This is a genomic window from Pseudarthrobacter sp. NBSH8 (assembly GCF_014217545.1).
Classification (GTDB): Bacteria; Actinomycetota; Actinomycetes; order Actinomycetales; family Micrococcaceae; genus Arthrobacter.
The window spans coordinates 3,925,180-3,950,095 of sequence record NZ_CP043178.1; the positions used below are offsets into that span (position 1 = coordinate 3,925,180).

Here is a 24,916-nt window from a genome sequence, read left to right on the forward strand (position 1 = left end):
GTTAGGCTTCTGGCATGGCACTGATAGCTCCGAGAATGACTGCTGCGCTTCCGCCCGAGGACGCAGGGAAACTTCAACGGGCCCTGGCGGGCGGCAACGACATCACGGTTTTTGTGGACGGAACCGTCCACCGGCTGACGCCCCAGGCGAGGGACGCCGTCGTAGACATCCTCAGCCGGTTCAGCCGCGGCGAAGCGGTGACCGTCAGCAGTGTGGAGGAAATGCTCACCACCTCCCAAGCCGCCGAACTCGCCGGGATTTCCCACACGTACCTGCGCAACATGACCGATCGCGGCGAGATTCCTGTGGAATACCGCGGCACACACCGGCGGATCAGGCTCGCGGCCATCATGGCCTGGCTGGACCGGCAGAAGAAGCTGGATCAGCAGGAGAAGCCGGCGCAGGCCTAGCTCAGGGCTGGATCCGGAGTGGGCTGCCTCCGGGGTGGCCGCCTCCGCGCGTTAGATCCGCGGGCGCGACGCCCAGCGCCGCATTTTCAGTGCCGCATGGAGTTCCAGCCGGGACATCCCCCTCAGCGGGTCCACACCCAGGAGCTGCCGGATGCGGCCCAGCCGGTTGTAGATGCTGCTGCGGTGCAGGTGGAGTTTGGTGGCCACGTCCTGGACCGAACCGTCGTTGTCATAGATGAGCTCCAGAACGGGGAGAAGCTCATCGTTGCGGTCGTGGTCCTCCAGCATCCGCACATAAACGGACCCGGAGTCAGCCCAGGCGCCGGCTCCCCCGCCCGCCGATGCCAGCAGCTGGTACACCCCGGTGGCACGGCAGTCCACCAGTTCGCCGAGCTGAGGGTCCACGGCTGCCGCCTGCGCCGCCAGCCGGGACTGCCCGTACGCCTCGGCAAGCTCCCGCGGCTTCGCGAAACCCTCGCTGATGCCAAGGATTATGCGGTGCACCGGCCGGCCTGAACGCTTGGCCAGCTCCAGCTGGTAGTGGACCAGTACCTGGGCATGGTTGGCCCGGCCCACCGACTCACGGAACAGCACCACCGAGTGCGTTTCCGTGCCGGCGCTGAACAGCGCAACGTCCACTCCAACCGTCGCCTGCAGCGCCGCCGACCGGTGGATCAGCATGGAGGCTATGGGGTCCGGGCCGCCGGCCCAGCCATCGGCATCGAGCACTGTGACCATCTGCCACGGCCCCTTGCCCTGGATTTCCTTCCACCCCGCCACGGCAGCCACCGCGTTGGCATCGCCTGAACAGGCTGCCAGGAACTCGCGTTCGCGGCCCCTCCTGAACTCGGACTCGGCCGTGTTGGACTCCAGCAGCAGGCCGGAGAGCCGCTCCACCTCCGGTGCCACGTCCGGCAACTGGGAGAGGATCGCCGTCGGATTTTCCTCTGCCGAGTCCTGCTGCACCCACAGGTAGCCGACACGGAATCCGCGCACCATCAAGGGAACACACACCCGGCCCAGCATCCCCAGCTCCTGGTTGGCGGGAATCGCTACCGGGCGGACCGCCGTGGCGATGCCGTGGGAAAGCTGCCAGGCGCTGACATCGGCCGGGACGCGCTTGCTCAACAGGAAGTTCACCCGGACCCGGTCCGCATGGGACTGGTTGGAGCTGTAAGCGAGCAGCAGTCCATCGAGGTCCTCCAGGGACAGTCCCCGCCCTAGCTTCTGCGCCACCTGCTCAACGAGTTGTTCCACGTCCTGCTGCATGGGGTAACACTACTGCTCCGGCCAGCATCCCGGCGAACGGACAGCAGGCGACACCTGACGCCCTCACGCTGTACATATGTCGAGCCGTGAAACCAAAAAATCCCGCCCTGACGCGGGGCTTGGATGCACTCCGGCTTGCTTTCCTGTCAGTTGGGTCACAACCGGATTTATTCTGGAATCACAACTTCCCCCGCAATTTCGGGCCTAACCGGTCTGAGAATATGGAGCCACAAATGATCATCGGTGTCCCCAAAGAGATCAAGAACAACGAATTCCGCGTCGCCATCACCGCTGCTGGCGTTCACGAGTTCCGCACCCACGGCCACACGGTCCTGGTGGAGCGCGGCGCAGGCCTGGGCTCAGGGATCACGGATGAGGAATACGCGATCGCAGGCGCCGAGATCGTGGCAGAGGCAGATGACGTCTGGGGCCGGGCCGACATGGTCATGAAGGTCAAGGAACCCATCAAGGCCGAGTACCACCGCTTCCGTAAGGGCCTGATCCTCTTCACGTACCTCCACCTCGCCGCCGAGCCGGAACTCACGCAGGAACTCATCAACTCCGGCGTCACCGCGATCGCCTACGAGACCGTGCAGGAAGGCCGCACGCTGCCGTTGCTGGCCCCCATGTCCGAGGTTGCCGGGCGACTGTCCGTGCAGGTGGGCGCCACCTCGCTGATGGCTCCGGCCGGCGGCAAAGGCGTCCTGCTGGGCGGCGTGCCGGGTGTCCGCCCGGCGAAGGTGGTTGTCCTTGGCGCCGGTGTGGCAGGCACCAACGCCGCCGCGATGGCCCTGGGCCTGGGCGCCGACGTCACCATCCTGGACATCAACATCAACCGCCTGCGCGAACTCGATGCCCAGTACCAGGGCCGGCTCAAGACCGTGGCCTCCAACAAGTACGAGATCGAAAAGTCAGTGGTGGACGCGGACCTGGTGATCGGCTCCGTCCTGATCCCCGGCGCCAAGGCCCCCAAGCTCGTCACCAACGAACTCGTGGCCCGGATGAAGCCCGGCTCCGTCCTGGTGGACATCGCCGTGGACCAGGGCGGCTGCTTCGAGGACACGCACCCCACCACACACCAGGAACCGACGTACAAGGTCCACAACACGATCTTCTACTGCGTTGCCAACATGCCGGGCGCCGTCCCGAACACCTCCACCTACGCGCTGACCAACGTCACCCTGCGCTACGCCGTGGCCCTGGCCAACCTGGGCGTCAAGGCCGCATTCGACCGCGACCCGTCCCTCGCCGCCGGCCTCAACATCGCCGGCGGCCACGTGGCACACCACTCCGTCTCCGAGGCACACAACCTGCCCCTCGTAGCGGACTGGCACGAACTGGTTTCGGCGTAGTCCTAGGTTCGTCCAGCGTTTGTGGTTAATTCCTGGCAGCAGCCATTTCCCTTGCCTTTTCTATTATTTTTAGGACCTCGACGGCGTCTGCCGGGTCTACCGGGAGGGGCAGGTTGGAGGAGGCACCGCCGTCGTCGATCTTGGCTGCCAGCAGCCGGTAGAACTCGGGGTAGGCGCCTCGTTCGGTGTGCAGTGGATTGAGGTGGCCGTCACGGCCAAAGAGCCCTGCCCATTCCGGTGCCTCAACCCCGTATTCGGGGTCCAGCGGGCCGCCGCCGGCAACAATGTACGGTTCCTGCGGATCGATCCCGTGCTTGGTGAACCCGCCAGCGGATCCGAGAATGCGGAACCGCGGACCCTGCTGGGCGCAGAGCATGTTCATGCTCAGGTGGCTGGTCACCCCGGACTCGTGGTTGAGCATCAGGAAGACGTCATCGTCCACCTTCTCGTGCGGACGCCGCGCCTGCAGTTCCGCGTAGGCCACGGCAGCTGGACCGAAAAGCAAAAGCGCCTGATCGATAAGGTGCGTGCCGAGATCGAACAGCACGCCGCCGCCATCGGCTGCCGTGGCGCTGGCTTTCCAGGCCTTCGAGATGTCCGGGGACCAGCGTTCAAAGCTGGATTCAAAGCGGGTCACGCTCCCCAGCGCTTCGCTGGCCAGCAACTTCTGCGCGGTCAAAAAATCGCCGTCCCAACGCCGGTTCTGGAAGACAGTGAGCACGCGGCCCAGCCGCTGCGCGACGGCGATCAGCTCCAGCCCCTCGGCACTGCTGACGGCGAAAGGCTTGTCCACCACAACATCCAGCCCAGCCTCCATCGCAGCCTTTGCCAACGGAAAGTGAGTGGCTGGCGGGGTCCCCAGCACCACAAGGTCAAGGTCACCGGCCAGCGCAAGCACCGCGTCGCCGTCGGGCACTGTTTTGACGCCCGGGTACCGCTGCGTCGCGGCAGCCTGCCTCCCGGCGTCGGACGTGGCGATAACGTCCAGCGAGTAGCGTGGATCTGCCGCGATGAGCGGCGCGTGGAAAACGCTGCCGGACAGGCCATAGCCGACGACGGCGGTGCGGATACGGCGTTCGGGTTCAGTCCAGGTCATAGAGCAAAGTTACCGCCACACCGCCGCGGATATCGCAATACGACGAAGGCCGGCAGTTCCCGTGTGCGGGTTGTGCCGGCCTCCGCCGTATGGTGCTGGTTCAGTCAGGAAATGTTACTTCTTGATCCAGCCCAGGGTGGACCAGTCCGGAACCTGGGAGAGGCTCTGGAAGAGGGACGGGCCGTAGTTGGCCAGGCCGGTGCGGACGAAGGAGATCTGCGGGCCGTTCATCACAACTCCCATGGAGAAGTACTTGGACATGTGTTCCTTTTCTACGTCCATGGCCGCCTTGTTGCGCTCGGCGTTGTCCTCGATGGAGGCGAGATCGGCGATCTTCTTGTCCAGTTCGGCATCGCCCAGGCCGTTCAGGTCGGTCTTGGAGTCGTAGTACTGCTTGACGGCGTCCGTGGCGTCCGGGCCCACCGTGTAGCCGGAAACGCTAACATCGAAATCGCGGGCGCCCATGACCTTGCCAAAGTCGGCAGAGGCGCGCTGGTCGATTCCGACGTCCATGCCGCCTGCCTGCAGCTGCTTCTGGAGTGTCTGGGTGAAGGCGAGGGTGGTGGGATCGTCGCCGAAGTTGCTGATCTTGAAGGCAGCGGGCATTCCGTCTTTCTCCATGACGCCGGCGGCGTTGGCCTTGTAGCCGGCATCGGTCAGTACCTTCTTGGCTGCATCCGGACCGGTCTCCTTTACGGGGTAGTTGTCCTGGTAGTACTCGGAGAACGGCAGCAACATCATGGAACCGGAGCTGGGCTCCTCCCAGTTCAGCCCGTTGAAGCGGACCTTGCGCAGGGCGTCGCGGTCGACGGCGGCAAACATGGCTTTCCGGACGGCAACGTCAGTGATCTTCTTGGCATTGATGTTCATGCCGCCGGCGAAGAGTCGCTGACCGCGGCGGACCTCGGAGTCCTTGGTACCCTCCAGTTGCTTGTAGAGGGAGATGGTGTTGGCTGACATGGCGTCGATCTCGCCGTTCTTAAAAGCGGCGATCTGTGCGCTGGTCTCCAGCTGGCGGAAGACGACGTTTGCCAGGACCGGCTTGGTACCCCACCACTTGTCGTTGGGAACCAGCGTTACCGTCTTGGCTGCGGTGTCGTACTGGTCCAGCTTGAACGGTCCGGCCATCCACTCGGGGTGCAATTCACCGTTGAAGCCTTCGTTGAAGAGTTCAGGCGTGTTCACAGCAGGGTGGATCAGGCCGAAGAAGAGGGCATCCAGCGGGTAGACCGGCTGGGTGGTCTTGACGATGACTTCCTTGTCGCTGCTGCCGGCCTCAACCGACTCAACGAATTCGTAGGCTCCGGAGCTCACGATGTCGTAGCCGGCATCCGGGCTCTTGAGGATGTTCCAAGTGTTCTGGAAGGCCTTGACGTCGATCGGTGTGCCGTCGTTGTACGTGGCCTTGTCATTGACCTTGATGGTGACGGTCTGCTTGCCGTCCACCACCTTGCTCTCCACGGACTCGCAGAAGTCCTTGTTCGGTGTTGCCTTGCCGACGAAGTCAACCTTCCAGCAGCCGCCAATGCCTCCGCTGTTCACAGCCGCCGGGTTCATGGGGATCTGCAGGGCGGAGTTGTCCGCGCTGTTACCGTTGTTGGAGAACCCGTTGAAGTCGGGCCCGATGTTGCCGAGGGGCAAGGTGACCTTGCCGCCGGGCTCAAGATCAGCGGCGGGCTTCTCGTTGATGCTGATGAGCTTGGAGAGGTCGCTGCCTGTCCCCTGCCCCTGAGCGGTTTCCGGTCCGGTGGGTGTTCCTCCACCGCCGCAGGCCGTCAGCGTCAAGGCTGCGGCAATGGCCGCTGCGCCGCCGATCTTGGTCAGATTCCTCATGGTTTTCCCTTCATAGGTGCGGGTGATGCTTGTGATGGGTCGAAAAAATTTAGGGTGCATGGGGTTCCACTGTTTCGTGGACCACGAGCATGTGCTCGTCCAGTTCGCCGTCCGGGAAGAAGCAGGCGAACTGCTGGTCCGGCGCGGGCACCGGACCAGCCCTCAAAACCTGCACCGCCCCCGAAGGCTGCACGGGTTCCAGGGGCGGCTCCAGAGTCAGGCACTGCTCCTGCTTCGCAGCCGGAAGCGCCGCGAAGACGGGGCAGCGCGTGGCGAAATTGCAGCCCTTCGGCGCATCCAACGGGGACGGCAGATCCCCCTGGAGGATGATCCGCTCCCGGGTGCGCTCGAACTGCGGGTCGGGGACAGGGATCGCGGACAGCAGTGCGCGGGTATACGGGTGGCGGGGGTTATCGAAGACCCGGTCAACCTCACCGATCTCGACGATCTTGCCCAGGTACATGACAGCCACCCGGTTGGAGATGTGGCGGACCACGGAGAGATCGTGGGCCACCATCAGGTAGCTGAGCCCCAGCTCGGCGCGGAGCTTGTCCAGGAGGTTGATGACGCCGGCCTGGACCGAGACGTCCAGCGCGGACACCGGCTCGTCCAGGACCACCAGTTTGGGGTTCACGGCCAGGGCCCGGGCTATGCCGACGCGCTGCCGCTGGCCGCCGGAGAACTGGTTGGGGAACCGGTTGACGTGGTCCGGCTGCAGGCCCACCAGTTTCATGAGTTCCATGATGCGTTTTTTGATGTCCGGCTTGCTGAGTCCAGCGTTCTGCAGCGGCTCGGCCAGGACTTCGTAGACGGTGAAGCGGGGGTCGAGGGCGCCGGTGGGATCCTGGAAAACCATCTGCATTTCCCTGCGCATGGCGCTTTTGGTCTTGGCGTCGGCGGCCTGCTTGTTGCTGATGCCGCCGATGATCACCTCGCCGTCCTGGTCCTTATGGAACTCCATAATTTCCAGCAGGGTGGTGGTTTTGCCCGACCCGGACTCACCCACGATGGAGAAGCATTCGCCTTCGCGGATGTCGAAGCTCAGGCCGTCCACGGCCTTCACGGTGCCGATGCGCCGCTTGAGCAGGGCGCCCTTGGTCAGCGGAAAGTGCTTGCGGACATCCTTGAGTTCCAGCACTGTTGAGCGTTCCGCGCGGGGGATGAGGTCAAAGCGGGAGGCAGGGACCGGCGGGGCGGAAAAGATGTCGTGGACATCCACGTCCTCGCCGAGGGAGCCGGATTTGATGCAGGCCGCCTGGTGGTAGCCAGCTCCCGGAACCGGGCTCAAGGAAGGCTCGCCGTGCAGGCAGGCGTCGGTCACCAGCGGGCACCGCGGCGCGAAGGAGCAGCCGGTGGGGGTGTGGAGGAGGTTCGGCGGGATGCCATCGATGGGGATCAGCGAGGATTTCTCCGCGACGTCCACGCGTGGGACCGCCCCGAGCAGGCCCATGGTGTAGGGCATCCGGGGATCGTAGTAGATGTCATCCACGCTGCCGGTTTCCACCGGCTTACCGGCGTACATCACCATGATGTCGTCGGCGATGCCCGCCACCACGCCCAGATCGTGCGTGATCATCACCACGGCGGCACCCGTTTCCTCCTGCGCCTTATGCAGCACCTCAAGCACCTGGGCCTGGATGGTGACGTCCAGGGCCGTCGTCGGCTCATCCGCGATCAGTACGCGCGGGTTGTTGGCGATGGCGATGGCGATCATCACGCGCTGGCGCATGCCACCGGAGAACTCGTGCGGAAAGGCCCGGAGCCTGTTCCGGGGGCTGGGAATGCCCACCATCGCCAGGAGTTCGACGGCGCGGGTTTCCTTCGCCGCCTTGCTCATGCCCGGATTGTGGATGGTGAGGGCCTCGGTGATCTGGGTTCCCACCGTGTACACCGGAGTGAGGGAGGACAGCGGGTCCTGGAACACCATGGCGATGTCGTTGCCGCGGTAGGCACACATGGCTTTGTCGCTCAGGCCCAGCAGTTCCTTGCCCTTGAGCCTGACCGAGCCGGAAATCTCGGCAGTGGTAGGCAGCAAGCCCATGATGGCCAGCGATGTCACCGATTTGCCGGACCCGGACTCCCCCACGATTCCCAGGGTTCTTCCGGGCATCAGGTCGAAGTTGACGCCCCGAACGGCATGCACAGCCCCGTTTTCGGAGTTGAAGCTGACGTTCAGGTCCCGGACGGACAGGACAGCGTCCGACGGCGAGTGGAGGCCGGCGATGTGGAGCCGCTCGGCGGCGGTGGGGGCCGGGTCAGCCGGCTCAAGGAAGGTGCTCATTTGCTCTTCTTCTCTGCGCTGTTCTTCTTGGCCCGGCCAACCGAGCTGGAGCTCGGGTCAAAAGCGTCACGCAGGCCATCGTTCATCATGGCCAGGGACCCCGTGAGCAGGAACATCACGGTGAGCGGGACCCAGAACATCCAGGGGAAGGTCTGGACCTGGGACGTGGCGCCGCCAATCAGCACGCCGAGGCTCACATCCGGCACCTTGATGCCGATGCCGATGAAGGAGAAAGCCACTTCGGCCAGGATGGCCCCGGTGACGCCGCGGGTTATGTCCAGGACCAGCAGCGATCCGATGTTGGGGACCAGGTGCCGCCACACGATACGCCGCGGCGGGACGCCCATGTACTGGGCCGCTTTGACGAAATCGCGCTGCATCAGCGACATGGACATCGAGCGGATAAGCCGCGCGGTCCCCATCCAGCTGAACACCAGGAGCACGATGATCAGCAGGAGCCAGCTGGGGAGGTTCTTCTTCAGGCCGTCCCCTCCGCCGCTGGTGGCCACCGCCACCACCAGCAGGGCGGGGATCATGATGAGCGCCTCCAGGACGAAGAGCATCACCTTGTCCACTTTTCCGCCGAAATAGGCCATGGTGCAGCCGTAGACCGCGGCGACCAGGACGGACACGAGGCCCACAATCAGGCCGATCAGGATGGAGATCCTGGTGCCTTCTACAGTCATGGCGTAGAGGTCGATGCCGGCCTGCGAAGTGCCCAGGAAGTGGTCAGCGGACGGCGGCATGCCGATGTTGAAGGGGTCGAGGGTCTCCTTGTCCCAAGGAGTAAAGAACCCGCCCACGAAGGAGAAGAGGGTCAGGCCCAGGAAGATAGCCAGCCCGGCGACGGCCGTCTTGTTCCGCATAAAACGGCGGAAAATGATGGTGGACTTGGCAATCACCACATCAGCGCTTTCGAGATGCGCGTCCTGCGCGACCGCCGCCGGATCAATGGCATTGAGGTTGGTCATGGCTACTGCACCCTCACTCTCGGGTCCACAAGCGTGGTGGCGAAGTCGGCGAGAATGGCGCCCACGGCGAAGATAACCGAGCCGTAGGCGAGGGTGGCTGTGGCCGCATTGACGTCCTGCAGAGAGATGGCGTCAATGCTCCAGGAGCCCACGCCGGGCCAGGCGAAGATCTTCTCCGCGAAAAAGCCGCCCGCGAAGATGGCCGGGATGGTGAACGCGATGCTTTGAGCGACCGGGATGAACGAAACCCGAAGCGCGTGCCGGGTAATGGCCTGGTTCCGCGTCAGCCCCTTGGCGCGCGCCGTGCGGACGAAGTCCGCATTGACGTTATCCAGCAGGTACTGGCGCTGCGCGATCTGGTACGAACCCCAGCCGACCAGGGTGATGGCGATCGTTGGAACCGCATAGTGGCCCACCATGTCCACAAACTGCGCCCACCCGGGCTGCATGCCCGGCGTGGAGATGCCTGTCACGAAGAAGATGCGCTCCCCGACGGTTTCGTTGATGTTGATGGCACCGAGCTGCACCAGGAAGTAGGCAATGGGGGCGGGCACGATGTACGCGAGGTAGCTGTAGGAGGTGATCACCCGGTCCTGGAACTTGTACTGCCGGGCCGCCGAGTACACCCCGAGGGCGACGCCGATGACAAGGGTCAGGACGATGGATGCCAGGAAGAGCCGGGTGGAGATCCAGACGCGGTCCCCGAATTCAGCGTTGATGAATGCGCCGTTGGGGCTGCGTCCCCAGTCCCAGCGGGTCACGATCCCGAAGAGCCACTCCACGTAGCGCTCCCACGGGCTGAGGTCCGGGTCCAGGCCTTTCAGGCGCATGGAATTGGCTACCTGCTCGGGTGTGGGACGGGGAATCCGTTCCTGTTCGAGGAGCGCCGGCTTAAGCGAACTGACCGCCAGGAAATAGCCGGCAGACGTGGTCAGGAAAATCATGAAGACGTAGGTGATGCCGCGCTTGGCGAGGTACCTGATCATTTGGCAGCTACTTCAGGATCTTTGCCACCTGGACTATGGACGAACACTCCAAGGGGTCACCTTGGGCTGGCAACGGAGTTCCTGCCTTCACTGCATCCACGTTCCAGATCCTTCCGATTTCCCCGGCCCGCGACGGGTCTCGCCGCCACCGGGTTTCCACCAGCGTGTAGCCGGTCTCCCGCGACCAGCTCAGATAAGTCCGGGTGGACTATGTTGCGGGTCACATTCCAGAGGAAACTACCACAGAGTAGCGTCCGGAATGCGGGCACCTGTGCGGAATCCGTGCCCGCCGTATCAGATTGTTATGAATAATTCAGTGGAATTGATTTGACTGGACCATTCGCCAGATCTAGGCGTATCCTACCGCCCTCGGACCACGCGAGTGACAAGGTCCCGCCAGGAATCGGTCAACCGCTCGGGCGCCAGGCCTTGGGCGCGGACCGCGCGCAGGAGCCGGTCCGGATCCAGCGTGGCGGCCAGGGACATGGCCATCAGCAACGGGTCCGCATCCATGCCTGCTTCCCGCAGGAGGTGCTCGATATGGCGCTGCCACAGTATGACTGCCGGGACTTCGTAGCGGCCGTGGTGCGAAGACTCAGCAGCCCTCGCCAGGTCCCCGTGCTCCATCACATACGCGATCCGCTCCGCACCGAAGGCGATCAGCCGCTCCAGCCCCGGAGCGCCCGGCCCCAGTGGCGGGGGGCCGAACATAAATCGGGCTTGGAAGGCGGCCTCGGAATCGCTCAGCAACGTCATCATCAGCCCGGCGCGACTGCCGAACCGGCGGAAGACGGTGCCCTTGCCCACGCCGGCCCGCTCGGCCAACCTGTCCATGGTCAGGGCATCCGGGCCGCACTCGGCAATCAGCTCCCGAGCCGCGCACAAAAGCCGCTCACGGTTCCGCGCAGCGTCACTGCGCTCAGCGGGCGGCCCGGAGAGCGAACCGGGCAGCAGTGGGATAAAGCTCACAGTCCTTATCCTAGTCCCGTGAAATAATAATCGGACTACGGTCCGTTTAGACAATGAAGGCACCAAGCCTCCACCCTTCCACCGGCCAGCGGTCCCGTCCGCAGCCTGACCCCAGGAGTCCATATGTCGAAGAGCACCGTTCTTACCCTTGTTGGCAGCCTCCGCGCCGAATCCACCAACCAGAAGCTCGCCGAAGCCATCCAGCTAAACGCTCCCGAGCAGGTTGACGTAGTCATCCACGAAAGCCTGGGCAACATCCCGTTCTACAACGAGGACATCGACGTCGAAGGCCAGGTTCCCGCCGCTGCCGCCGCCCTCCGCGCGGCCGCCAACGAAGCGGACACCCTTCTCCTGGTGACCCCGGAACACAACGGCACGGTGCCCGCATCGCTGAAGAACGCCATCGACTGGCTGTCCCGCCCCTTCGGCGCCGGCGCCCTCTCCGGCAAGCCCACCGCCGTCGTCGGTACCGCATTCGGCCAGTTCGGTGGCGTGTGGGCCCAGGACGAAGCCCGCAAGGCAGCGGGCATTGCCGGCGCCCAGGTGCTTGAGGACGTCAAGCTCGCAGTCCCCGGCTCCATGGTCCGCTTCGCCGAGCTGCACCCGAAGGACGACGCCGAGGTAGTGGAGCAGATCAAGGGCGTCTTCGAGGCACTCGCCGCCGCCCAGCCGGCAGCGTAAGGCAGCCGCACGCAGCGGCCATAAACAACCAAATGCCCCGGCCACCGAATGGTGTCCGGGGCATTTGTTATCTCGCCGTGAGCAGGAACGGGACCAGCCACCGCGCACGTGACCAAGTCTTGTTCCAACCGGTACCGCGCCGGCATTTCCAGGGCGGAGGGACCGCCGTAACGTTAAATGCACGGAAAGCATTGGGGACGGGAACGCGGTGCAGAGATGGCAGGCAGGCAGAGCGCCGGAATGCTGATGGCGACGGCGGCAGCACTTACTCTTCCGCTGTGGCTGGGAGGCTGCGCCCCCGCTTCGAACCCGCGTACGGGCAGCAGCGTCCCGGCCGGTGCAACTACGCTCGAACGCCCTGACCGCGCCCAGCAGCCCCTGGTTCCAGTTCCGCAGCCGCAGGCGCCCCCGCCGGCCACCGCTGCGCCCGCCGAAGCCACCGGCCCGTCCTCCGGCTCGCCCCCCGGGCCTTCAAGCCAAGCGTCAGGCGGGGTTACGGGAACACCGGAGCGGAGCCTGGGCACCGGTCCAGCGTCCGGACCGGCTTCGCCCGGGGCTGCCACGCCCGGCGGCGGTGCGGCACCCGGCGCACCTAAGGCGGCAAGCCCATCGCCGGCTCCGGAGCCCTCGGCGCCGCCCCCGGCCGTGCCGGCCCCTGGCCTGTCCGCCGGATTCCAGACGGTGACCGCCTACTACGTACTGCTGGACGACGGCGGGGCCGGAGGTGTGCGCTTTGGCTGCAACGACAGCCTGGCCGGCGTCCGCCGTACCGTGGCCGGATCCGCGGAACCTTTGGCCAACGCCATGCGCGCCCTGCTGGACGGAGCCGCAGAACCGACGCCAGGGCTGTACAACTCCCTGTCCGGCTCAACCCTGACGTTCCTGTCCGGCACTTTCGACGGTACGTCCGTGACGGTCTACCTGTCCGGCTCGATCCGTCCAGCGGGAGTGTGCGACATCCCGCGCATCGAGGCCCAGCTCACACAGACTGCCGTAGCGTCGGTGGGCGCAATCCGCGCCGACGTTTACGTCAACGGCGTGGGGCTCGCCGAAGCATTGCGCCTCAACTAGGCCAATTGATCAACAGATGTTGCCTGATCAGCAACTTTCGGTTGTATGCTGAGGATGTGAGCCACGAAACACTTGATGCCGGCGCAGTGCAGCTACCGGCCGAAGCCATTGATGCCATCGAGCGCGCGGCCACGTCCGCCCACCGCGCCGCCCATCCCCACGAGGCGCTGTTTTCGGAACGCGCAGCCAACATTAAGCAATCGGCGGTCCGGGACGTTTTTGACATCTCGATGCGCCCCGGGCTGGTGTCCCTTGCCGGGGGCAGCCCCTACCTGCAATCCCTTCCGCTGGAGCGGCTGGCCGCCACGGCTGCAAGCATCATCGCCGACGAGGGGCTCACCGCCCTGCAATACGGCGGCGGGCAGGGCACCGAAGAACTGCGCACCCAGGTCTGCGAGGTAATGGCGGCCGAAGGAATCCTGGATGCGCTCCCGCAGAACGTAGTGATCACCGCAGGCTCCCAGTCGGCCCAGGATGTGGCCGTCAAGGTCTTCTGCAACCCGGGGGACGTGGTACTGGTGGAGAATCCCACCTATGTGGGCGCCCTCAACACGTTTGAGGCCTACCAGGTGGAGGTGGCCACCGTGGAGATGGACGACGACGGCCTGGTGCCTGAGCTGCTGGAGGCCAGGATCGCCGCGCTCCAGACGGCAGGGAAGAACATCAAGTTCCTCTACACGATCCCCAACTTCAACAATCCCTCGGGGATTACCCTGGCGGAGAAACGCCGTCAGCGGGTTGTTGATATATGCCGGAACGCGAATATTCTGGTGCTGGAGGACAACCCCTATGGGCTCCTCCGGTACGACGGGAAACCACTGGAACCGCTCCGCGCGGCCAACCCCGGCGATGTCATCTACATGGGATCCTTCTCCAAGATCTTTGCCCCCGGCCTGCGCATCGGCTGGGCGTTAGTCCCGGAGCACCTTCAGCGGCGCTACTACCTTGCATCCGAATCCGTGACGCTGTGCCCGCCGACGCTGAACCAGATGCTGGTGTCCGCCTACCTCAGGGACTATGACTGGAAGGGCCAGATCGAGACCTACCGGGAACTGTACGCCGAGCGATGCACTGCCATGCTCGCGGCCCTGGACGAACACATGCCCGCCGGCACCAGCTGGACCAGCCCGGAAGGCGGCTTCTTCGTCTGGGTCACACTGCCGGAAGGCGTGGACACCTATCCCCTGCTGCAGAAGGCGATCGACGCCGGTGTCGTCTTTATCCCAGGGGCTGCCTTCACCCCGTCTGATGCGCCGTCCAACAAGCTGCGGCTGGCGTTCAGCGCGGTTCCGCCCGACGCCATCAAGGAAGGTGTCCGCCGTTTGGCACCGGTACTGCGGGAAGCCCTTGCAGCGCTGTAACGTTGGCCGGACTGAGTGTGGCCAAGAGTGAATCTGAACAAGGAGTACAAAGCATGAGCGGAATTATTGTTGTTGGCGTCGACGGCAGCGGCACCGCCAAGAAGGCCGCCGAATCGGCCCGGGATCTCGCCGCCGCCGTGGGTGCCTCGCTTCACGTCGTCTCAGCTTTCGACAGCGACCGTACCGAGATCTTCGGCTCTGGAAGCGACCAGTGGATCGTTTCCGACGCCGACGGTGCCGAGCATGTTGCCAAGACAGTGGCCGAGGCCCTGGCCGGTTCCATCAAGGTGACCTACTCGGCCGCCCGCGGCAAGCCTGCCGAAGCGCTCATCAAGGAATCCGAGCGCCTGGGCGCCACGATGATCGTTGTGGGCAACCGGCGGATGCGCGGCATCGGCCGGGTCCTGGGAAGCGTGGCCAACAGCGTGGCCCACAATGCCACGTGCGACGTCTACATTGCCAACACCTACGACGCCGACTAACTGACAACGGGACACGATGCACCGGCCGCACCGCGCGACGGTGCATGGTGTCCGTTCTCACCCCTTAAACGCCGGTTTCAGCACCCGGCCGGCGATAAAATGGAAGGGCCCTCAACGGAGCGGACAACCACTCTCCACTCCAGCCAAAGGGGCCCCCTTGCTAACTCTTCAGCGCCGCCAACTTGTTGGCCACGACATCCTCCTGGCCCGCCACGGCAACCACATCTGCTCCATGCGTGTGGACCGCGGCAACGGCCGCGTCATTGCACTGCTGGATGACGGCTCCCTGGACAGCGCACCCAACCTCATCTCGCCGGGACTGCGCCTGCCGGAGACCCTCGAGAGCGTGCTGCGCGGCGACTGGAAATTCTTCGCGGCCATCGCAGGCGTTGCCCTGGTGCTTGGCGGCCTGATGTTCGCCACATCCGCTGCCTTGGCTGGCGCCATGGCGGGGAATCCCGAGATGGTCGAGATGATGACGGCTTACTCCGCCTACCGCTACTGACACCGGGCTCTGCTAGGTGAGCCAGCCACGCAAAAGCCACCAAAGGCCCGCCATCACCAAGCCGCCAAAAAGCGAACCGGCCACAACCTGCGCCAGGGTATGTGCGCGGAGCACCACCCGCGACCAACCGACGGCGGGAACCAGCAGGAGCAGCGGCAGCCAGGCCGGACCTAGCATCAGGACACAAATAACTGCCGCCGACGATACCGCCGCAGCATGACCGCTGATCTTCCAGACGGGGCTCACGGCGGCCAGCACAATGATGCCGGCGATGATGGCCAGCACCATGACCATTACGCTTCGCGGGGCGTTGGCGGCCTGCAGCACCACCAGACCGGCGGCAACAAATCCAAGCGCCATCAGCAGCACGGGCGCGCGCTGTTTGCGGTCGCTGACGTGATGGTCCGTGACCTTGCCCAGCCGCACGAGCCCCAGGAGCACCAGGAGCGGCAGCACACACACAAACAGCGCGGCCAAGGCTCCATAGCCAATGGTGCCAGGGAATCCAGCCTCGACCACGGGGCTGATGAGGAGTTGTAGCGTCACCACCACCGGTGGTTGGAACACCTCAGTCAGCCACCTGGCTGCCCGGTTCCTGGACCGAACGGCAGCCTGGTTCACGGTATTGATGCTCGTGGTCCCGGCAGCCCTAGTCCAGCAGGAGCGCCGGCTCCTCAAGGATCGCGGCGACGTCGGCCATAAAGCGGGCGGACAAGTCACCGTCCACTACGCGGTGGTCAAAGGAGCCGCCGAGCGTGGTGATCCAGCGCGGAATGACTTCGCCGTCCAGGACCCAGGGCTTCTGCTTGATGGTTCCGAACGCCACAATTGCCACTTCGCCCGGGTTGATGATCGGGGTTCCCGTATCGATCCCCAGCGCACCGATGTTGGTGACAGTAAGCGTGCCGCCCTGCATTTCGGCGGGCTGGGTCTTGCCCGCCCGGGCCGTGGTGGCCAGGTTGTTCAGAGCCAATGCCAGTTCCTTGAGTGACAGGTCCTGGGCGTCCTTGATGTTGGGAACCATCAGCCCGCGCGGGGTGGCTGCGGCGATGCCAAGGTTCATGTAGTGCTTGACCTGGATCTCGGCGGCGTCGGTCCCGTCCACGTTGTCTACCCAGGTGGCGTTGACGCTGGGGTTCCGCGCGGCAGCCCAGATGACGGCCTTGGCCAGGATCAGCAGCGGGGAAACCTTGATACCCTCAAAGTCGCGCGAAGCCTTCAGGCGCTTGACGAACTCCATGGTGCGGCTGGCGTCAACATCAACAAAGATGCTCACGTGGGGTGCAGCGAAAGCCGACTCCACCATCGCCTTGGCCGTCGCCTTGCGGACGCCCTTGACCGGAATTCGTTCAATCCGCTGGTCCTGCGGCTTGCCGGCTTTGCCCCAGAAGCCCTCCGCTTGATCCAGCTCTGCATCGCGCTGGGACTGGTAGCTGACCAGGTCCTCGCGCGTGACTTCGCCGCGGGAGCCGGTGGCCACCACATCGGCCAGATCGATCCCCAGATCCCGGGCGATCTTGCGGACGGGAGGCTTGGCCAGGACACGGTTCACGAGGCCTGTAATGGTTCCACTGAGCGTGGGACGGTTATCGACCAACCCGGTGTTTGTGCTTGGCGAAATCCGGGCGGGAGGGCCGGTCCGGGCCTCGACAGGCTCGGCCACCGGGTTTTCGCCCGCACGCTCGACCACGGGGACCGGGGCTGACCCGGCCTGGGCGGCAGGTGCCGACTTCCGGGGACGGCGCTTGACGGCGTCGGCCTTGGGGCCCGATCCCACCAGCGGACCGCCGGCCAGGGCACTGCCCGCCGTGCCGCCGTCATCCGTGGGAAGCTTGCCGTACAAGGGCTGGACCGGAGTGGCGGGGGCCGGGACGTCAGCGGGCGTCGGGTCGCCGGAAACGGCGTCCGAGACGCTGATGATGGCGGTTCCGACGTCGATGGTCACGCCCTCGGGGACCAGCAGCTCGGTGACGGTGCCGGCGAAGGGGGATGGCAGCTCAACGAGCGACTTGGCGGTCTCGATCTCGCACAGGACGTCGTTGATGGCGACGGTGTCCCCCGGCTTGACCTTCCAGGAGACGATTTCCGCCTCGGTGAGGCCTTCGCCCACGTCGGGCAGGTTGAACTTGTTCAGAGTCATGGTGTCCTCTTTCGAGCCAAGCGTGAGCGGGAAGCGTGAGCGGGGGAAGGTGCCTGCGCCTAGTAGGCCAGGGAGCGGTCCAGCGCCTCGAGGATGCGGTCGATGTCGGGGAGGTAGTCTTCCTCGACCTTCGCCACCGGGTACGGCATATGGAAGCCGCCCACCCGGATCACGGGAGCCTCCAGTGAGAGGAATGCCCGTTCGCTGATCCGGGCTGCGATCTCGCCGCCGATGCCGCCGAACGTCGGCGCCTCATGCGCCACAACAAGCCGGCCGGTCTTCTTCGCGGACGCCGTGACGGTGTCGAAGTCGATCGGCGAAATGGAGCGCAGGTCGATGACCTCGATGCTGTGACCGTCCTCGGCAGCGGCGTCGGCAGCGGCAAGGGCCACCGGTACGAGCGGTCCGTAGGCCACCACTGTGGCGTCCGTGCCCTCGCGGAGCACGTGGGCTTTAAAGGGATCGGCAGATGCGCCGGGAGAATCAGTGTTGACCTCGCCCTTGAGCCAGTAGCGGCGCTTCGGTTCGAAGACGATCACGGGGTCCTGGCACTCCACTGCCTGCCGGATCATCCAGTAGGCGTCGTGGGCGTTGGACGGTGTGATGATGCGCAGGCCTGCGGTGTGGGCGAACAGCGCCTCCGGTGATTCCGAATGGTGCTCAATGGAGCCGATACCGCCGCCGTATGGGATCCGGACAACGACGGGAACGGTGAGGCTGCCGTTGCTGCGGGCGTGCATCTTGGCCAGCTGGGTGGTGATCTGGTTGAAGCCGGGGAACACAAACCCGTCGAACTGGATCTCGCAGACGGGCAGGTAGCCGCGCAGGGCGAGGCCGATGGCCGTGCCGATGATGCCGGACTCCGCGAGCGGTGTGTCCACCACGCGGTCCGCGCCGAACTCCGCGAGAAGGCCGTCGGTGACGCGGTAGACGCCGCCCAGGGCTCCGATGTCCTCGCCCATAAGCAGGGTACGCGGGTTGTTGTCCAGGGTGGCGCGCAGGCCCTCATTAATGGCCTTGGCTATGGTCATGGTGGTCATCAGCGGGCCACTCCTGTCGCTGCGTCATCCGGGTCCGGGCTGCTGGGTTCAGCGCTGTGCTCCGGCGTCTCAGCGAAGCCTGCGCTGTACTCCTCAAACCAGGCCAATTCCTCGGCCACCAGCGGGTGGGCCTCGACATAGGTATTGGCGAAGGCCGTCCGGATGTCCGGGGTCTCGAGGTCGTACGTGGTCTTGCGGACGTAGGCGGCGAGTTCGTCGCCGTCGGCCTTGACCTGGTCAAAGTAGGCGTCATCTGCCAGCCCCTGGGCCCGGAGATACTTTTCCAGGCGGTCCAGCGGATCCTTGGCCCGCCACAAGGTTTCCTCGGCGGATTCCCGGTACTTTGTGGGGTCATCAGCAGTGGTATGCGCACCGACGCGGTAGGTGAAGGCCTCGATCAGCACCGGGCCGTTGCCCTCGCGGGCATGTTCGAGCGCCCACTCGGTCACTGCGTGGACGGCGATCGCATCGTTGCCGTCCACCCGGATGCCCGGGAAACCGTAACCTTTGGCGCGGTTGGACAGCGGTATGCGGGTCTGCACCGAGCTGGGAACGGAGATGGCCCAGTGGTTGTTCTGGCAGAAGAACACCACCGGAGCGTTGTAGGAGGCGGCGAACACCATGGATTCGTGGACGTCGCCCTCGGAACTGGCACCGTCACCGAAGTAGACCATCACCGCTGCCTTGGGCTCGGCCGGCCGGTCCGCAGCCGCATCCGCGGCGACTGCAGCTGCCGCGAGCTTCTGGTCCCGCTGGATCCCCATGGCGTAGCCGACGGCGTGCGGCGTCTGCGCGGCCAGGACCAGGGTGTAGAGATGGAAGTTGGTGTCCTTCGGGTTCCAGCCGCCGTTCGAGACGCCGCGGAACTGGCGCAGGAGCTCAGCGAGGTCCACATTGCGGGTCAGTGCCACGCCGTGCTCACGGTAGGTGGGGAAGATGTAGTCCTGCGGCTGACTGGCCCGGCCGGAGCCGATCTGCGCAGCCTCCTGGCCGGTCAGCGGGACCCACAGGGCCAGCTGGCCTTGGCGCTGGAGCGCGGTTGCCTCCACATCAAAGCGGCGGATCTTGGCCATGTCAGCGTAGAAGCCACGCAGCTTTTTACCGTCCAGCCGATCTGCATAGGCCGAGAAGACCGGGTCCGTCCCCAGGGTCCCGTCAGGCGCCAGCAACTGCACCATAGGCTCGGCCGGGCTGCCCAGTTGGGCCTCGGCTTCAGCCTCGAGTTGGTCGTCTGCCGCTGTCTGATCGAACTCGGTGGAGGGCAGATGTGTGGCGCCCATACCGTCTCCTTGCTTGCCGCATGCGGATGCATTGCAATGTCGCTGGGATATATGCCACTGGAGGAATGCATTCCTTTGTTGGCATATATATTGGCTTACTGGTCCTTACTTTATCTTCAGTAGGTACCGCTCCTGATGCATGTTAAGCGCTAGGAACGTCGCGGCGCCTTTGTATAGTTTGCACAGAGCTCGAGGAACCGACTGTTGGCCTCTGCCTCGCCTATGCTGACCCGCACGCCTTCACTGCCGAAGGCCCGCACCGAAAGCGCCTGTGTGCCCGCCAGTTCGGCAAATTCCGTGCTGTTCTCACCGAGGTTCAGCCAGATGAAGTTGCCCTCCGCCTCTGGCACAAACCAGCCGAGCTCACGCAGCCCGCTGGTTACCCGGGTTCGTTCGTCCACGATGCTTTGTACCCTTTCTACAACCAGCGGGTAGTTCTGCAACGAGACGATGGCTGCTTTCTCAGCGATCTGTGACACGGAGAAGGGCGTGGCCGCGACGCGAAGGTACTGGGTCAGCCCGGGGTTCGAGATGCTGTAGCCCACGCGCAGGCCCGCCAATCCGTGTGCCTTGGAGAACGTCCGGAGCACCACAACATTCGGGTATTTTCGGTACATTGCGATGCCGTCCACGGCATCGCTGGCACGGACGAACTCTTGGTAGGCCTCATCGATAACCACCACAACGTCGGATGGGACCGCCTGGATGAACCGCTCCGCTTCGGCAGTGGTCAGGATGGGCCCCGTAGGGTTGTTTGGGGTGCAAAGCAGGATGACCCTGGTGCGGACGGTCACGGCTGCAGCCATGGCGTCAAGGTCGTGTCGTCCGTCTGCCGTCAGCGGGATGCGGACGCTTTCCGCGCCCACCAGGCCAACGCTGATGGGATACGCCTCGAAGGACCGCCACGCATACACCACTTCGTCCGCCTTACCGTCGTCGTTCCGGCCGGCGAATGTGGACAGCAACTGGTTCAGGGCACCGAGGCTTCCGGCTCCCGCGACAATGTCCTCGGCCGGTACCGCCAGGAACTCGGCGAGCGCAGCACGAAGCTTGCTGCTGAGGGGGTCGGGGTAGCGGTTGAAGTCCGTCTGGTTGGAAATCGCCTCCAGCACGGCCGGAAGAGGCGGCAAGGGGTTCTCGTTGGAGGAGAGCTTGTAGCTGGCCAGCCCGTCTACGGCGACGGGAGGCTTTCCTGCGGCGTAGCGGGGAAGCCGGCCAACCACGGGGCGCGGCCGGATTTCGCCAGGCAGCATCTCTGATGAAGTCATGCAAACTAGCCTACTTCGCCTGAACGGCACGGGTTGGGCGGGCGCACAGGCGGGGCCCAGGGGCAGTGTGACAGCATGGGCGTATGCGCTCATTTATTGTTCGAGTCCTCATAAACGGGCTGGCCCTCTGGATTGCCAGCTGGATACTGCCGGGCCTGGATATCTCTACTTCGGCGACTACCGCGGCGGTGGCCAACACGGGCGTAACGCAGGGTACCGAGACCGTCGGCATCATTCTCGCGTACCTGTTCATCGGTTTGATCTTCGGTGTGGTGAACGCGTTTGTCCGCCCCCTGGTCAGCCTCCTGTCCTTGCCCATCACCATCCTCACGCTGGGCCTGTTCACCATCGTCATCAACGCCGCCATGCTGTATCTGACGTCCTGGCTCAGCAGTTACACGCCGGTGGATTTCACCATCGACTCGTTCTTCTGGACGGCAGTCCTCGCAGCCATCATCATCACGCTCATTTCGCTGGTCGCGAGCAGGGTTCCGGGCGGCCGCCGACGCTAGCCCGGCGGATCACCGCGCCCGGCCGATCTCAGAGACCCGCGGTGGAGGGTCTGGCATGGGCCTCGGTAGAGCTTCAGGCGGCTTGGAACGGGTCAGCGCGAAGCGCGTGGCCGTCGCCGTGCCGCCGGCTCCGAGCAGGCCGCCCAGGACGGCGGTTGACGCCACGAGTGAAGGATCGTCGCTCACTGCAACCTGCCGGGCGCCTGCCTGGTAGTTGCTGAGCCGATGGCCTGGACCGATGCCGAATTCACCACCTTCGGGCGTGGTGACGGGACTGTTGAGGGTCACCGTAACCCGGTTTCTGGTGTCCGGGTTCGGTGTGCCGTCAGCTCCGGGCACCCAATCCTGCCTATGCTCCAGATGGAGTGCAGTGACGCCGACCTCCGGAACGATGCCCCCTACGGGGGACCCTGCAGTGAGAACATATTCCATGTCGTACTGGTTGAGGAACCCTTCGTCGGCCGCAAGGTTCATGGCATGGATTCCACCTTGGCTGTAGCCCACCGCCACGACCGGCGCCCCTCTTTCCGCGCCTGCATGCTGCAGGGCCCGTAAGACCGCCACGTTGATTTCTGCGGAGCTATGGCCCAGCCCTTCAACGATGCCGGCTTCATCGAACGGATTCACGCCGCCAATTTCACCTCCGGCCTGCGTTCCGGGAATGACCACCACGTAGGCCTTCCGCTCCCCGTTATCTACTTCGACGACTTCGATGTAGCCTTCACCGCGTTCATCGATGATCTGCGCCCGTGCCAACAACGCAGCCGGAGAGCCGTCGAATTCAATGGGCAGCGTCTCCTTCTTTTCCAGCGTGACCGGACGCGGCTGAAGGATTCGGTTTGAACGCCCGGACACACCGGCAAGCAAAGGAACGGCGGACGCAATATGCCTGCCCGCCGCCACGTCTGCCGCGAGCGCTACCCAAAAGCGCTCCGGGGAGACTGCCAGCAAGGCAGCCATGGCCAAAGGGCCCGCGACGAGCTCCGCGACCTCCCTGTTGGGAACGAAGCCCAACCCGAGATCCCCCGCCTGCCGACCGAGAGTTTCCGTGCTGGTCAGGCCGCCGCCCATGCCGCGCGCGAAACCCGCCCAGGCTTCAGCCGTTTCGTAATCCCGCTTGCTGGCCCGCACCTGGTTACTGATTCCCTGCAGCTCCGCGCGCACGGCCTGGACGCTCCACTGCGCCTCGCCGACGCCAATCAGGGCCGCCGTCCCGGTGGGACGCGCTTCATCCTGGTACGGACACAGGTCCTCCCAGATGCGGCGCACCTCCACTTCCACGGCAGCCAGCTCCCCTGCCGCAGCGTCAAGCTTCTCCGCGCCGCCTATGAGCTCCTCCAACTGAAAACTGATGCCGCCAACGCCGCCCCTGATTTCCATTCCGCCGTCCACGGCAGGTCCTGTCAACTGGATTGGTCCGCCGCTCCCGGACGGGGTTACCTCGGCCATCAGTACCGCCCCGCCGGGTTACCGGCGGAAGCTCCCACCGCCTGCGCGTGGCTTCGCACCGAAGACAACGCATCCTCGAGCCGCACACGTGCCCTTCCGAGCGCCGCCTCCTGTAGGGCTACCGAATTCCGGTAGGCCTGCCCCGCAGGCGACTGCCAGTCCAGGAGCTGGATCTCGCGAAAGCCGCCAAGGACCTTTTCCACCCTCCCCAAGCAAAGATCAACCCGGGCCGCCAACTGCTGAACCTCATAACCGCGGGACATGCATGCCGCCATGTCGGCTGCCGTCACGTCACTGCCCATGCCCGCTCCCCCCTTCCGGCTACCCGGACGAATATCTGATCCGTCAACGCCAAGTCCCTAACCCGACGCTACGGAAGGCCGCCCGCACGACGGAAGCATCGCCGTCGGCTATGTGGACAAGTCACGCCGTTGTGAACATCAGACGGTCGGCTTAAGCGGCAGTGAAGAGTTCATGAAAGAATCAGCACATGCCTGAAACTGCCGCCACAGCTGATACCCGCACGCCCTCCGGACGCCTGGCCCTCGCCGCGTCACCGGACCAGATCGCCCTGGGCCCGCTGGACGGCCGTTACCAGTCCGCCGTCGCGCCCCTCGTTGACTACCTGTCCGAGGCAGCACTGAACCGTGACCGTGTGGCCGTGGAAGTCGAGTGGCTCATCCACCTGACCAGCAATAACGTCCTTCCCGGCGCAGGCCAGCTCACCGTGGAGCAGCAGAAAAAGCTCCGCGCGATCGTCACCGAATTCAACTCCGCCTCAGTGTCCGAGCTCGCCGAAATCGAAGCGGTCACGGTCCATGACGTGAAGGCTGTTGAGTACTACATCGGCCGCCGTCTGCCCGGCGTCGGCATCGGGAACCTGACAGCCATGGTCCACTTCGGCTGCACGTCCGAGGACATCAACAACCTTGCTTACGCCCTGGGCGTCAAGGGTGCTGTGGAGGACGTGTGGCTGCCAGCAGCACGCGCCCTCGTGGCCCAGATCAGCAGGATGGCCGAGGAGAACCGTGCGGTTCCCATGCTGTCCCGCACACACGGCCAGCCGGCCACGCCCACCACCCTGGGCAAGGAGCTGGCAGTCATCGCGCACCGCCTGACCCGCCAACTGGACCGGATCGCCAAGACCGAATACCTGGGCAAGATCAACGGCGCCACCGGGACATACGCAGCCCATGTGGCTTCTGTCCCCGGCGCCGACTGGCAGCAGGTGGCCAAGTCCTTCGTCGAGGGCCTGGACTTGACGTGGAACCCGCTGACCACCCAGATTGAAAGCCATGACTGGCAGGCCGAGCTTTACGCCGACGTTGCCCGGTTCAACCGGATCCTGCACAACGTCTGCACGGACGTGTGGAGCTACATCTCCATCGGCTACTTCGCCCAGATCCCCGTGGCCGGCGCCACCGGATCCTCCACGATGCCGCACAAGGTCAACCCCATCCGGTTCGAGAACGCCGAGGCCAACCTGGAAATCTCCTCCGGCCTCCTGGACGTGCTCGGCTCAACACTGGTGACCTCCCGCTGGCAGCGCGACCTCACCGACTCCTCCAGCCAGCGCAACATCGGCGTGGCGTTCGGCCACTCACTCCTGGCGATCTCCAACGTGGCCAAGGGCCTGGACCGCCTCGACGTTGCCAAAGACATCCTCGCGGGCGACCTCGACACCAACTGGGAAATCCTGGGCGAGGCCATCCAGATGGTCATGCGCGCCGAGGCGATCGCCGGCGTCGAAGGCATGGAAAACCCGTACGAGCGGCTCAAAGACCTCACCCGCGGCCAGCGTGTGGATGCCGCCCGCATGCGGGAATTCGTCCAGAGCCTGGGACTCTCCCCCGAGGCCGAGGCCCGGCTGCTCGCCCTCACGCCGGGCAAGTACACCGGCATCGCGGACCAGCTGGTGGACCACCTCAATTAAGCCGACTCGTTCGGCCATAAACGTACG

Annotated in this window: 23 protein-coding genes; 9 read left to right on the forward strand and 14 right to left on the reverse strand. The window is 64.8% G+C overall.

Annotation, left to right across the window (positions count from 1 at the left end):
• Positions 1 to 14 precede the first annotated feature (14 nt).
• A complete protein-coding gene (locus FYJ92_RS18170) occupies positions 15 to 410 on the forward strand; it encodes a helix-turn-helix domain-containing protein (RefSeq protein WP_185261944.1) in 396 nt (131 codons plus the stop codon).
• 51 nt (positions 411 to 461) lie between these two features.
• Here FYJ92_RS18170 and FYJ92_RS18175 read toward each other — a convergent pair whose 3' ends face one another.
• A complete protein-coding gene (locus FYJ92_RS18175) occupies positions 462 to 1,679 on the reverse strand; it encodes a CdaR family transcriptional regulator (protein ID WP_185261945.1) in 1,218 nt (405 codons plus the stop codon).
• Positions 1,680 to 1,912: 233 nt separating this feature from the next.
• On the opposite strand from FYJ92_RS18175, the gene ald reads away from it, so the two are divergent.
• Positions 1,913 to 3,031: an alanine dehydrogenase gene (gene ald, locus FYJ92_RS18180; RefSeq protein WP_185261946.1), complete on the forward strand. Its 1,119-nt coding sequence runs from the start codon at positions 1,913 to 1,915 to the stop codon at positions 3,029 to 3,031.
• Positions 3,032 to 3,056: 25 nt separating this feature from the next.
• On the opposite strand, the gene FYJ92_RS18185 is transcribed toward ald, so the two are convergent.
• The 6 genes from FYJ92_RS18185 to FYJ92_RS18210 all read right to left on the reverse strand — a co-directional run bounded on the left by FYJ92_RS18185 (position 3,057) and on the right by FYJ92_RS18210 (position 11,167).
• Positions 3,057 to 4,127, reverse strand: coding sequence for a Gfo/Idh/MocA family oxidoreductase (locus FYJ92_RS18185; RefSeq protein ID WP_185261947.1), 1,071 nt, complete (start codon positions 4,125 to 4,127; stop codon positions 3,057 to 3,059).
• 114 nt (positions 4,128 to 4,241) lie between these two features.
• The gene (locus tag FYJ92_RS18190; protein WP_185261948.1) at positions 4,242 to 5,960 is read right to left on the reverse strand and encodes an ABC transporter family substrate-binding protein; all 1,719 of its coding nucleotides are present in this window, start codon (positions 5,958 to 5,960) and stop codon (positions 4,242 to 4,244) included.
• Between the two features lie 49 nt (positions 5,961 to 6,009).
• Positions 6,010 to 8,241 (reverse strand): ABC transporter ATP-binding protein, encoded by a 2,232-nt coding sequence (locus FYJ92_RS18195; protein ID WP_185261949.1) that lies wholly within the window; start codon positions 8,239 to 8,241, stop codon positions 6,010 to 6,012.
• A complete protein-coding gene (locus FYJ92_RS18200; RefSeq protein ID WP_185261950.1) occupies positions 8,238 to 9,212 on the reverse strand; it encodes an ABC transporter permease in 975 nt (324 codons plus the stop codon). The genes FYJ92_RS18195 and FYJ92_RS18200 overlap by 4 nt, the downstream gene beginning before the upstream one ends.
• A gap of 2 nt (positions 9,213 to 9,214) precedes the next feature.
• Positions 9,215 to 10,198: an ABC transporter permease gene (locus tag FYJ92_RS18205; RefSeq protein WP_185261951.1), complete on the reverse strand. Its 984-nt coding sequence runs from the start codon at positions 10,196 to 10,198 to the stop codon at positions 9,215 to 9,217.
• Positions 10,199 to 10,558: 360 nt separating this feature from the next.
• Positions 10,559 to 11,167: a TetR/AcrR family transcriptional regulator gene (locus FYJ92_RS18210; protein ID WP_255482199.1), complete on the reverse strand. Its 609-nt coding sequence runs from the start codon at positions 11,165 to 11,167 to the stop codon at positions 10,559 to 10,561.
• A 123-nt stretch (positions 11,168 to 11,290) separates the two neighbouring features.
• Between FYJ92_RS18210 and FYJ92_RS18215 the strand changes: the two genes are divergently transcribed.
• The 5 genes from FYJ92_RS18215 (at position 11,291) to FYJ92_RS18235 (ending at position 15,267) form a co-directional block, all read left to right on the forward strand.
• Positions 11,291 to 11,848 carry an NAD(P)H-dependent oxidoreductase gene (locus FYJ92_RS18215; RefSeq protein ID WP_185261953.1) on the forward strand — a complete coding sequence of 186 codons (558 nt, stop codon included), beginning with the start codon at positions 11,291 to 11,293 and terminating at the stop codon, positions 11,846 to 11,848.
• 216 nt (positions 11,849 to 12,064) lie between these two features.
• Positions 12,065 to 12,919 (forward strand): hypothetical protein, encoded by an 855-nt coding sequence (locus tag FYJ92_RS19235; protein WP_255482200.1) that lies wholly within the window; start codon positions 12,065 to 12,067, stop codon positions 12,917 to 12,919.
• A gap of 56 nt (positions 12,920 to 12,975) precedes the next feature.
• Complete coding sequence (locus FYJ92_RS18225) at positions 12,976 to 14,280, forward strand: PLP-dependent aminotransferase family protein (RefSeq protein ID WP_185261954.1); 1,305 nt, start codon at positions 12,976 to 12,978, stop codon at positions 14,278 to 14,280.
• A gap of 53 nt (positions 14,281 to 14,333) precedes the next feature.
• Entirely contained in the window at positions 14,334 to 14,762 is a 429-nt protein-coding gene (locus FYJ92_RS18230) for a universal stress protein (protein ID WP_185261955.1), read from the forward strand.
• 157 nt (positions 14,763 to 14,919) lie between these two features.
• The gene (locus FYJ92_RS18235) at positions 14,920 to 15,267 is read left to right on the forward strand and encodes a hypothetical protein (RefSeq protein WP_185261956.1); all 348 of its coding nucleotides are present in this window, start codon (positions 14,920 to 14,922) and stop codon (positions 15,265 to 15,267) included.
• Between the two features lie 12 nt (positions 15,268 to 15,279).
• Here FYJ92_RS18235 and FYJ92_RS18240 read toward each other — a convergent pair whose 3' ends face one another.
• From FYJ92_RS18240 to FYJ92_RS18260, 5 genes are all read right to left on the reverse strand, one after another.
• Positions 15,280 to 15,888, reverse strand: a complete 609-nt coding sequence (locus FYJ92_RS18240) for a phosphatase PAP2 family protein (RefSeq protein ID WP_185261957.1) — start codon at positions 15,886 to 15,888, stop codon at positions 15,280 to 15,282.
• 28 nt (positions 15,889 to 15,916) lie between these two features.
• Complete coding sequence (locus tag FYJ92_RS18245) at positions 15,917 to 17,407, reverse strand: dihydrolipoamide acetyltransferase family protein (RefSeq protein ID WP_185261958.1); 1,491 nt, start codon at positions 17,405 to 17,407, stop codon at positions 15,917 to 15,919.
• Positions 17,408 to 17,466: 59 nt separating this feature from the next.
• A complete protein-coding gene (locus FYJ92_RS18250) occupies positions 17,467 to 18,447 on the reverse strand; it encodes an alpha-ketoacid dehydrogenase subunit beta (protein ID WP_185261959.1) in 981 nt (326 codons plus the stop codon).
• A complete protein-coding gene (locus tag FYJ92_RS18255) occupies positions 18,447 to 19,727 on the reverse strand; it encodes a thiamine pyrophosphate-dependent dehydrogenase E1 component subunit alpha (protein WP_185261960.1) in 1,281 nt (426 codons plus the stop codon). Before FYJ92_RS18255 ends, FYJ92_RS18250 begins: the two co-directional genes overlap by 1 nt.
• Before the next feature lie 149 nt (positions 19,728 to 19,876).
• Positions 19,877 to 20,995, reverse strand: coding sequence for a histidinol-phosphate transaminase (locus FYJ92_RS18260; protein ID WP_185261961.1), 1,119 nt, complete (start codon positions 20,993 to 20,995; stop codon positions 19,877 to 19,879).
• A gap of 83 nt (positions 20,996 to 21,078) precedes the next feature.
• On the opposite strand from FYJ92_RS18260, the gene FYJ92_RS18265 reads away from it, so the two are divergent.
• Positions 21,079 to 21,507 (forward strand): phage holin family protein, encoded by a 429-nt coding sequence (locus tag FYJ92_RS18265; protein ID WP_185261962.1) that lies wholly within the window; start codon positions 21,079 to 21,081, stop codon positions 21,505 to 21,507.
• Positions 21,508 to 21,516: 9 nt separating this feature from the next.
• Here FYJ92_RS18265 and FYJ92_RS18270 read toward each other — a convergent pair whose 3' ends face one another.
• Together FYJ92_RS18270 and FYJ92_RS18275 are read right to left on the reverse strand one after the other, a co-directional pair.
• On the reverse strand, positions 21,517 to 22,956 hold the full coding sequence (locus FYJ92_RS18270) for a hypothetical protein (protein ID WP_185261963.1): 1,440 nt from the start codon (positions 22,954 to 22,956) through the stop codon (positions 21,517 to 21,519).
• Positions 22,956 to 23,258, reverse strand: coding sequence for a hypothetical protein (locus FYJ92_RS18275; protein ID WP_185261964.1), 303 nt, complete (start codon positions 23,256 to 23,258; stop codon positions 22,956 to 22,958). Before FYJ92_RS18275 ends, FYJ92_RS18270 begins: the two co-directional genes overlap by 1 nt.
• Before the next feature lie 188 nt (positions 23,259 to 23,446).
• Here FYJ92_RS18275 and purB point away from each other — a divergent pair, with 188 nt between their 5' ends.
• Positions 23,447 to 24,889: an adenylosuccinate lyase gene (purB, locus tag FYJ92_RS18280; protein WP_185261965.1), complete on the forward strand. Its 1,443-nt coding sequence runs from the start codon at positions 23,447 to 23,449 to the stop codon at positions 24,887 to 24,889.
• The last annotated feature ends 27 nt before the right edge of the window (positions 24,890 to 24,916 follow it).

What these genes read in the sequence shown, in the direction of transcription:
- FYJ92_RS18170 (WP_185261944.1), top strand. Translation starts at nt 15, where the DNA reads ATGGCACTGATAGCTCCGAGAATGACTGCTGCGCTTCCGCCCGAGGAC.
- FYJ92_RS18175 (WP_185261945.1), bottom strand. Translation starts at nt 1,679, where the DNA reads ATGCAGCAGGACGTGGAACAACTCGTTGAGCAGGTGGCGCAGAAGCTA.
- ald (WP_185261946.1), top strand. Translation starts at nt 1,913, where the DNA reads ATGATCATCGGTGTCCCCAAAGAGATCAAGAACAACGAATTCCGCGTC.
- FYJ92_RS18185 (WP_185261947.1), bottom strand. Translation starts at nt 4,127, where the DNA reads ATGACCTGGACTGAACCCGAACGCCGTATCCGCACCGCCGTCGTCGGC.
- FYJ92_RS18190 (WP_185261948.1), bottom strand. Translation starts at nt 5,960, where the DNA reads ATGAGGAATCTGACCAAGATCGGCGGCGCAGCGGCCATTGCCGCAGCC.
- FYJ92_RS18195 (WP_185261949.1), bottom strand. Translation starts at nt 8,241, where the DNA reads ATGAGCACCTTCCTTGAGCCGGCTGACCCGGCCCCCACCGCCGCCGAG.
- FYJ92_RS18200 (WP_185261950.1), bottom strand. Translation starts at nt 9,212, where the DNA reads ATGACCAACCTCAATGCCATTGATCCGGCGGCGGTCGCGCAGGACGCG.
- FYJ92_RS18205 (WP_185261951.1), bottom strand. Translation starts at nt 10,198, where the DNA reads ATGATCAGGTACCTCGCCAAGCGCGGCATCACCTACGTCTTCATGATT.
- FYJ92_RS18215 (WP_185261953.1), top strand. Translation starts at nt 11,291, where the DNA reads ATGTCGAAGAGCACCGTTCTTACCCTTGTTGGCAGCCTCCGCGCCGAA.
- FYJ92_RS19235 (WP_255482200.1), top strand. Translation starts at nt 12,065, where the DNA reads ATGGCAGGCAGGCAGAGCGCCGGAATGCTGATGGCGACGGCGGCAGCA.
- FYJ92_RS18230 (WP_185261955.1), top strand. Translation starts at nt 14,334, where the DNA reads ATGAGCGGAATTATTGTTGTTGGCGTCGACGGCAGCGGCACCGCCAAG.
- FYJ92_RS18245 (WP_185261958.1), bottom strand. Translation starts at nt 17,407, where the DNA reads ATGACTCTGAACAAGTTCAACCTGCCCGACGTGGGCGAAGGCCTCACC.
- FYJ92_RS18250 (WP_185261959.1), bottom strand. Translation starts at nt 18,447, where the DNA reads ATGACCACCATGACCATAGCCAAGGCCATTAATGAGGGCCTGCGCGCC.
- FYJ92_RS18255 (WP_185261960.1), bottom strand. Translation starts at nt 19,727, where the DNA reads ATGGGCGCCACACATCTGCCCTCCACCGAGTTCGATCAGACAGCGGCA.
- FYJ92_RS18260 (WP_185261961.1), bottom strand. Translation starts at nt 20,995, where the DNA reads ATGACTTCATCAGAGATGCTGCCTGGCGAAATCCGGCCGCGCCCCGTG.
- FYJ92_RS18265 (WP_185261962.1), top strand. Translation starts at nt 21,079, where the DNA reads ATGCGCTCATTTATTGTTCGAGTCCTCATAAACGGGCTGGCCCTCTGG.
- FYJ92_RS18270 (WP_185261963.1), bottom strand. Translation starts at nt 22,956, where the DNA reads ATGGCCGAGGTAACCCCGTCCGGGAGCGGCGGACCAATCCAGTTGACA.
- FYJ92_RS18275 (WP_185261964.1), bottom strand. Translation starts at nt 23,258, where the DNA reads ATGGGCAGTGACGTGACGGCAGCCGACATGGCGGCATGCATGTCCCGC.
- purB (WP_185261965.1), top strand. Translation starts at nt 23,447, where the DNA reads ATGCCTGAAACTGCCGCCACAGCTGATACCCGCACGCCCTCCGGACGC.